The sequence below is a fragment of the Kitasatospora sp. NPDC007106 genome (assembly GCF_040634455.1).
Classification (GTDB): domain Bacteria; phylum Actinomycetota; class Actinomycetes; order Streptomycetales; family Streptomycetaceae; genus Kitasatospora; species Kitasatospora arboriphila.
Map to the genome: position 1 here is coordinate 1 of NZ_JBEYFP010000261.1, position 7,852 is coordinate 7,852.

Below are 7,852 nucleotides of genomic sequence, written 5' to 3' on the forward strand. Positions count from 1 at the left end.
CTGGCAGCAGCCCCTGCCGCGCCGCCCGCGCCGAAGGCCGCCGCCCCGGCTGCGCCCGCGCCGGCCGCGCAGGGAACCGAGCTCGTCCAGCTGCGCGGCCCCGCGAAGGCCGTCGCCACGAACATGGACGCCTCGCTGGAGGTGCCGACCGCGACGTCGGTGCGTGCCGTCCCGGCCAAGCTGCTGATCGACAACCGCATCGTCATCAACAACCACCTGCAGCGCGCCCGCGGTGGCAAGGTCTCCTTCACCCACCTGATCGGTTACGCGCTCGTCCAGGCCGTCAAGGCCTCGCCGGGCATGAACCACAGCTACAGGGTCGAGGACGGCAAGGCCTACCTGGTCAAGCCGGAGCACGTGAACCTCGGCCTGGCGATCGACCTGGTCAAGCCGAACGGCGACCGCCAGCTCGTGGTCGCGGCGATCAAGAAGGCCGAGACCCTCGACTTCTTCGGCTTCTGGCAGGCCTACGAGGACATCGTCCGCCGCGCCCGCGCCAACAAGCTGACCATGGACGACTTCACCGGGGTCACCGTCTCGCTGACCAACCCCGGCGGCATCGGCACCGTCCACTCCGTGCCCCGCCTGATGCAGAACCAGGGCACCATCGTCGGCGTCGGCGCCATGGAGTACCCGGCCGAGTTCCAGGGCTCCTCCCCCGACACCCTCGCGCGTCTCGGCGTCTCCAAGATCATGACGCTGACCTCGACCTACGACCACCGCGTCATCCAGGGCGCCGCGTCGGGCGAGTTCCTGCGTACGATCCACCAGCTCCTGCTGGGCGAGCACGGCTTCTACGACGAGGTCTTCGAGTCGCTGCGCATCCCCTACGAGCCGGTGCGCTGGGCGACCGACGTGGCCGCCACCCACGACGACGAGGTCAACAAGACCGCCCGCGTCATGGAGCTCATCCACGCGTACCGCGTGCGCGGCCACCTGATGGCCGACACCGACCCGCTGGAGTACAAGCAGCGCAAGCACCCCGACCTGGACGTCGTCCAGCACGGCCTCACCCTGTGGGACCTGGAGCGCGAGTTCGCGGTCGGCGGCTTCGGCGGCCAGAAGATGATGAAGCTCCGCGACATCCTCGGCCTGCTGCGCAACACGTACTGCCGCACCGTCGGCATCGAGTACATGCACATCCAGGACCCGAAGCAGCGCAAGTGGCTGCAGGAGCGCCTGGAGAAGCCGTACACCAAGCCCGAGCGCGAGGAGCAGCTGCGCATCCTGCGCCGCCTCAACTCCGCCGAGGCCTTCGAAACGTTCCTGCAGACCAAGTACGTCGGGCAGAAGCGCTTCTCGCTGGAGGGCGGCGAGTCCCTGATCCCGCTGCTCGACGCGACGATCGACGCCGCCGCCGAGCACCGCCTGGACGAGGCCGTCATCGGCATGGCCCACCGCGGCCGCCTGAACGTGCTGGCGAACATCGTCGGCAAGCCGTACGCCCGGATCTTCGGCGAGTTCGAGGGCAACCTCGACCCGAAGTCGATGCACGGCTCCGGCGACGTGAAGTACCACCTGGGCGCCGAGGGCACCTTCACCGGCCTGGACGGCGAGACCATCAAGGTCTCGCTCGCGGCGAACCCCTCGCACCTGGAGACGGTCGACCCGGTCGTCGAGGGCATCGTCCGCGCCAAGCAGGACGTCCTGGACCAGGGCGGCACCACCTTCCCGGTGCTCCCCATCCAGGTCCACGGCGACGCGGCCTTCGCAGGCCAGGGCGTCGTCGCGGAGACCCTGAACATGTCGCAGCTGCGGGGCTACCGCACCGGCGGCACGATCCACCTCGTGGTCAACAACCAGGTCGGCTTCACCGCCGCCCCGGCCTCCTCCCGCTCGTCGATGTACTGCACCGACGTGGCGCGCATGATCGAGGCGCCGATCTTCCACGTGAACGGCGACGACCCCGAGGCCGTCGTCCGCGTCGCGCGGCTCGCCTTCGAATTCCGGCAGGAGTTCCACAAGGACGTCGTCATCGACCTCATCTGCTACCGCCGCCGCGGTCACAACGAGGCCGACAACCCGTCCTTCACCCAGCCGCTGATGTACGACCTGATCGACAAGAAGCGCTCGGTCCGCAAGCTGTACACCGAGGGCCTGATCGGCCGCGGCGACATCACCATGGAAGAGGCGGAGCAGGCGCTCCAGGACTTCCAGGGCCAGCTGGAGAAGGTCTTCGCCGAGGTGCGCGAGGCGGCCACCGCGCCGGCCCCGGCCACCAACGGCAAGCCGGTCGCCGATTTCCCGGTCTCCATCCAGACCGGCATCTCCGAGGAGATGGTGAAGCGGATCGCCGCCTCGCAGGTCAACCTGCCGGAGTGGCTGACCGTCCACCCGCGCCTGCTGCCGCAGCTGCAGCGCCGCGCCGGCTCGGTCGAGGACAACACCATCGACTGGGCCATGGGCGAGACCCTCGCCATCGGCTCGCTGCTGATGGAGGGCCACCCCGTCCGCCTCGCCGGCCAGGACAGCCGCCGCGGCACCTTCGGCCAGCGCCACGCCGTCCTCATCGACCGCAACACCGGCGAGGACTACACCCCGCTGCTGTACCTGACCGAGGACCAGGCCCGCTTCACCGTCTACGACAGCCTGCTGTCGGAGTACGCGGCGATGGGCTTCGAGTACGGCTACTCGCTGACCCGCCCCAACGCGCTGGTCATGTGGGAGGCGCAGTTCGGCGACTTCGTCAACGGCGCCCAGACCATGGTCGACGAGTACATCGCCTCCGCCGAGCAGAAGTGGGGCCAGCACTCCGGCGTCGTCCTGCTGCTGCCGCACGGCTACGAGGGCCAGGGCCCGGACCACTCGTCCGCCCGCCCGGAACGCTTCCTCCAGCTCTGCGCGCAGAACAACATGACGGTCGCCATGCCGACCTCGCCGTCGAACTACTTCCACCTGCTCCGCTGGCAGGCCCACAACCCGCACCACAAGCCGCTCGTCGTCTTCACCCCGAAGTCGATGCTGCGTCTGAAGGCCGCGGCGTCGGCCCAGGCCGAGTTCCTGTCGGGCTCGTTCAAGCCGGTCATCGGGGACACCACGGTGGACCCGTCGCAGGTGCGCAAGGTCGTCATCACCTCCGGCAAGTTCTACTACGACCTGGAGGCGGCCCGCGCCGAGCGCGGTGTCACCGACACCGCCCTCGTCCGCGTCGAGCGGCTCTACCCGCTGCCGGTGGCCGAGCTCCAGGAGGAGCTGGCCCGCTACGGCGACGACGTCCAGTTCGTCTGGGCGCAGGAGGAGCCGGCCAACCAGGGTGCCTGGCCGTTCATCGCGATGAACCTGGTCGACCACCTGCAGGTCGTCGTCGGCCGCAACGCCAACGGCGCCCGCCTGCGCCGGGTCGCCCGGACGGCCTCCTCGGCCCCCGCGGTCGGCTCGGCCAAGCGCCACGCCGCCGAGCAGCAGGCCCTCGTCGACGAGGTGTTCTCGCTCTGACGCGCCGTCGCTGACGCACCGTCACAGGGGCCCGGTCCCGCCGTCCAGGCGGGGCCGGGCCCCGGCGCTTCCCCACGAACGCCCCGGCGCCCCCGGCGCCCCGGCTCTCCTGCCGGGGTGTCAGGTCGCTACGGTAGGGCCCGTCGTACCGCACCTCCGGGGGAGCCGCCGCATGTCCAACGATCTGCCGTCCGTGTTCCAGCCGCTGCAGCCGGAGGACCCGAGGGAGGTCGGCGGCTACCGGGTCTTCGCCCGGCTCGGCGCCGGCGGCATGGGCCGGGTGTACCTCTCCTACACCCCGGGCGGGCGGCCGGTCGCGCTGAAGGTGGTGCGCGCGGAGTTCGCCGAGGACGGCGAGTTCCGGCGGCGCTTCGCCCAGGAGGTCGCCAACGCGCAGCGGATCCACGGCCTGTACACCGCGCAGGTGATCGACGCCGGCCCGGACGCCGATGCCCCGTGGCTGGTCACCGCGTACGTGCCCGGGCCCTCGCTGCAGCAGGTGATCCGCGAGCACGGCGCGCTGCCGCCCCGCACCGTGCTGCTGCTGGTCGGCGGCATCGCCGAGGCGCTGCAGGCGATCCACGGCGTCCAGGTCGTGCACCGGGACCTCAAGCCGGCCAACGTGCTGGTCGCCTCGGACGGCCCGCGGGTCATCGACTTCGGCATCGCCCGGGCCGCGGACGCCACCGCGCTCACCGGGACGGGGTACCGGATCGGCTCCCCCGCGTTCATGTCGCCCGAGCAGGCGCAGGGCAGACCCGTCACCGCCGCCACCGACGTCTTCGCGCTCGGCGCGCTCGCGGCGTACGCGGCGGGCGGCGCACCGCCGTTCGGCGAGGGCCCGGACACCGCGGTGCTCTACCGCGTGGTGCACGAGGAGCCGGACCTGACGGCCGTCCCGGCCGGCCTGCGGGAGCTGCTGGCGCGCTGCCTGGCCAAGGACCCGGCGCAGCGCCCCGCTCCGGCCGAGGTCATCGAGGCGGCCCGCAGCCACCCGGCGGTCGGCGGCCAGCTGCGGTTCGCCGACGACTGGCTGCCCGACCGGGTGAACACCGAGATCACCCGCCGTTCGGACCTGCCGCGCACCCCGCCGACCCCGCTGCCGCCCGCCGCGCCGCCGATGCCGACCGCTGCGGCCACCGCGCCGTCGATCGGCGCCCCGCCGGCCGCCGCCCCGCCGTACCCGGCGCCGCAGTACCCGGCCGCGCAGTCTCCCTCCCCGGCGTCTCCCTATCCAGCGTCGCCGTACCCGACCGCGCCGGCCGGTGCGGTGCCGCCGCCGGTGGGCGCGTTCGGTCCGCCGCAGCCGGCCGGTGCCCCGACCGTGCCGGCGGCGCCCGGCCCGCAGCCCGGTCCGTACTCCGGTCCGCAGCCCGGTCCGCCGGCCGCGGGCGGGCCCGTCCGCCGGGGCGGCGTCTCCTGGAGGACCCTGCTGGCCGTGGCCGCGGCGACGGCGGTGGTCGGCACCGGGGTCGGCGTGGCCCTGTCCTCGGGGAACGGTGGTGGCGGTACGGGCGGCAGCACGCCGAGCGCACAGGCCGACGGCACCCGCCGGACGGCGGCCGGCGGGTCGCAGGACCAGGCGGCGCCGAGCGCCGCGCAGGGCGGCAAGGGCGGGTCCACCGGGAAGCCCGCCGCCGGGTACACCTCCGTCTACACCGACCAGGTGCTCTCCAGCCCGGACCTCACCTACGTCTTCGACCTGACGACCGGCAAGGTGGTGTCCTCCTCGACCAGCCCGGCCTGGGCGCTGGAGCCGAGTTACGGCCACTTCAACTGGTCGAGCGGCTCGGACGCCTTCCTGACCACCGAGAACCACCTCACCCCGGCCGAGTGCGCGACGGGCGTGGAGCAGCAGCCGGTAGCCGACGTGAAGTACGACGCGCTGCCGGTCGGCGGACTGTTCTGCCTGCGCAACCGGGAGAACGGCGGCATCGTCGTGGTGAAGACCGTCGAACAGGGCAGCACCAGCAACGCCCGGGCGAAGGTCTCGATCAGCTACTTCCGCCGCAACGGCTGATCGGCGGCGGACTATCCTGACCGGGTCACACCCCACCGGACCGGAGCACAGCGTGTACTTCACCGACCGAGGCATCGAGGAGCTGGAGAGCCGTCGCGGCGACGAGGAGGTCACCTTCGAGTGGCTGGCCGAGCGGCTGCGGGAGTTCGTCGACCTCAACCCGGACTTCGAGATCCCGGTCGAGCGGCTGGCCACCTGGCTGGCCCGGCTCGACGACGAGGACGAGGACTGATCCGCAGCACCGCGAAGGGCTGCGAGCGCCGCACGACGAGGGCCCGGAAGGCATCCGCCTTCCGGGCCCTCAGGCGTCTCGGGGTCGCGGTGTCCGGGTCGGGTCAGGGTTGACTTCGGCACCTCGCGATATATCGTGTCTATCAGTCGACGCGATATACATCGCGAAACGGGAGGACGGGGAACCATGAGCGAGTGGACGGTCGAACAGCCCGACAGGATCACCATCGACGAGCCCGTCGAGGCCCTGCACGTACGGATCATGAGCGGCGCGGTCAACGTCGTCGCCGCCGAGGGCCCGGCCCGCCTGGAGGTCACCGAGCTGGAGGGCGAGCCCCTCAACGTCGACCTGACCGACGGCGTGCTCACCGTGGCCTACAAGGACTTCGACTGGAACGAGCTGAGCGAGACGGTGAAGTCCGTCCAGTCGGTGAAGGCCTTCCTCTCCTCGCTGCGCCGCAAGCGGCGCGCCGTCGTCTCGCTGGCCGTCCCGGCCGGCACCGAGGTCAAGATCGGCTCCGCCTCCGCGGACACCACCGTCTCCGGGGTCACCGGCCCGGTCGCCGTGCACGGCGCGAGCGGCGCCACCACCCTGGTCGGGCTCTCCGGCCGGATCCAGGCCAACACCGTCTCCGGCGACGTGGACGCCCAGTCGGTCTCTGGCGAGCTGCGCGTCAAGTCCGTGTCCGGCCAGCTCACCGTGGTCGCCGGCACCGCCGACAAGGTGCAGGCCAAGACGGTCAGCGGCGCGGTCACCCTCGACCTCGACGTCCAGACGCCCACCGACATCACCGTCACCACGGTCAGCGGCCCGGTCGGCGTCCGGCTGCCCTCGGTCGCCGACGCCAAGGTCGAGGCCGGCACCACCACCGGGGACGTCACCTCCACCTTCGCCGAGCTCACCGTGGCCGGCAGCTGGGGTGCCAAGCGACTCTCCGGCCAGCTCGGCAGCGGCACCGGGCGCCTCCAGGTGACCACCGTCTCCGGCGCGATCACCGTGCTGCACCGGCCGGAGGACGAGGACGCGCCCCCCGCCAAGGAGCTCACCGCCGGCCCGGACGGCCCCGACCTGACCAAGCCCGACCTGACCGAGGAGGCCTGAGCGATGTCCCCCGTCTTCGGCCACGGCCGGCTCCGCCTCTACCTCCTCAAGCTGCTGGACGAGTCCCCCCGGCACGGCTACGAGGTGATCCGCCTGCTGGAGGAGCGCTTCCAGGGGCTGTACGCGCCCTCCGCCGGCACGGTCTACCCCCGGCTCGCGAAGCTGGAGAAGGAGGGCCTGGTCACCCACAGCACCGAGGGCGGCCGCAAGGTCTACCGGCTCAGCGACGCGGGCCGCGCCGAGCTGGCGGCCCGTCAGGACGAGCTCGCCGAGCTGGAGGTGGAGATCCGCGACTCCGTTGCCCACCTCGCCGGCGCGATCCGCGAGGACGTCCGGGACACCGCGAAGGACCTCCGCGAGGAGCTCTGGGGCGCCGCCCGCCAGGCCCCCCGGCCGGAGTCCGCGCCCGGCGGCGGCGACCCGTGGGCCGGGCCCTGGGGCGACAAGGAGGCCTGGCAGCGCGCCAAGGAGGAGTACGAGCGGTTCAAGTCCCAGGCCAAGGAGCAGGCCAAGCGCGCCAAGGAGCAGGAGCGCGCCGCCAAGGCCAAGGCGAAGGCCGCCGAGGCGGAGGCCCGCCGGCTGCGCGAGCAGTCCAGGGCCGCCCGCACCGCCGCCCAGCAGGAGGCGCTGCGGATCAAGCGGCGGGTGGAGGAGCAGGTCCGCGAGCACACCGCCCGCGGCGAGTGGTCCACCGGGCTCGCCGAGGGGCTGGCCGAGCTCACCCGCAGCCTCGGCGGCCTGGCCGACGCCGCCCGCTGGGGCCACCCGGCGCCGGCCGAGGAGGTCCGGATCACCCGGGTCGACCTCGACGAGGAGGGTGCGGACGACGCCGCCACCGAGGAGCTGCCCGGCTGGGCGCGCACCGACCCGGACGCCGACCCGGCCCGCGAACTGGAGCGGCTGCTCGACCGCTTCCGCGACCACGTCCGGGACACCGCCCGCGACGGCGGGGTGAGCGCCGATCAGCTCGCCCGCGCGCAGGCGACGCTGGCCGCGGCGGCCCGGCGGCTGTTCGGCTGACCGCAGGGCACGGCGGAGGGCCCCGACGGACCGTCGTCCGTCGG

General features: G+C 72.8%; 5 protein-coding genes. All 5 read left to right on the forward strand.

The window, feature by feature from the left end:
- Window positions 1-3,435: multifunctional oxoglutarate decarboxylase/oxoglutarate dehydrogenase thiamine pyrophosphate-binding subunit/dihydrolipoyllysine-residue succinyltransferase subunit (locus ABZ641_RS20050; protein WP_359983504.1), on the forward strand; the 3,435-nt coding region annotated here is incomplete at its 5' end.
- 172 nt (window positions 3,436-3,607) lie between these two features.
- Window positions 3,608-5,455, forward strand: coding sequence for a protein kinase (locus tag ABZ641_RS20055; RefSeq protein ID WP_359983507.1), 1,848 nt, complete (start codon window positions 3,608-3,610; stop codon window positions 5,453-5,455).
- A 52-nt stretch (window positions 5,456-5,507) separates the two neighbouring features.
- A complete protein-coding gene (locus tag ABZ641_RS20060) occupies window positions 5,508-5,687 on the forward strand; it encodes a DUF6104 family protein (protein WP_030267971.1) in 180 nt (59 codons plus the stop codon).
- 186 nt (window positions 5,688-5,873) lie between these two features.
- Window positions 5,874-6,788, forward strand: coding sequence for a DUF4097 family beta strand repeat-containing protein (locus ABZ641_RS20065; protein ID WP_344624430.1), 915 nt, complete (start codon window positions 5,874-5,876; stop codon window positions 6,786-6,788).
- A 3-nt stretch (window positions 6,789-6,791) separates the two neighbouring features.
- Entirely contained in the window at window positions 6,792-7,808 is a 1,017-nt protein-coding gene (locus tag ABZ641_RS20070; RefSeq protein ID WP_359983510.1) for a PadR family transcriptional regulator, read from the forward strand.
- The last annotated feature ends 44 nt before the right edge of the window (window positions 7,809-7,852 follow it).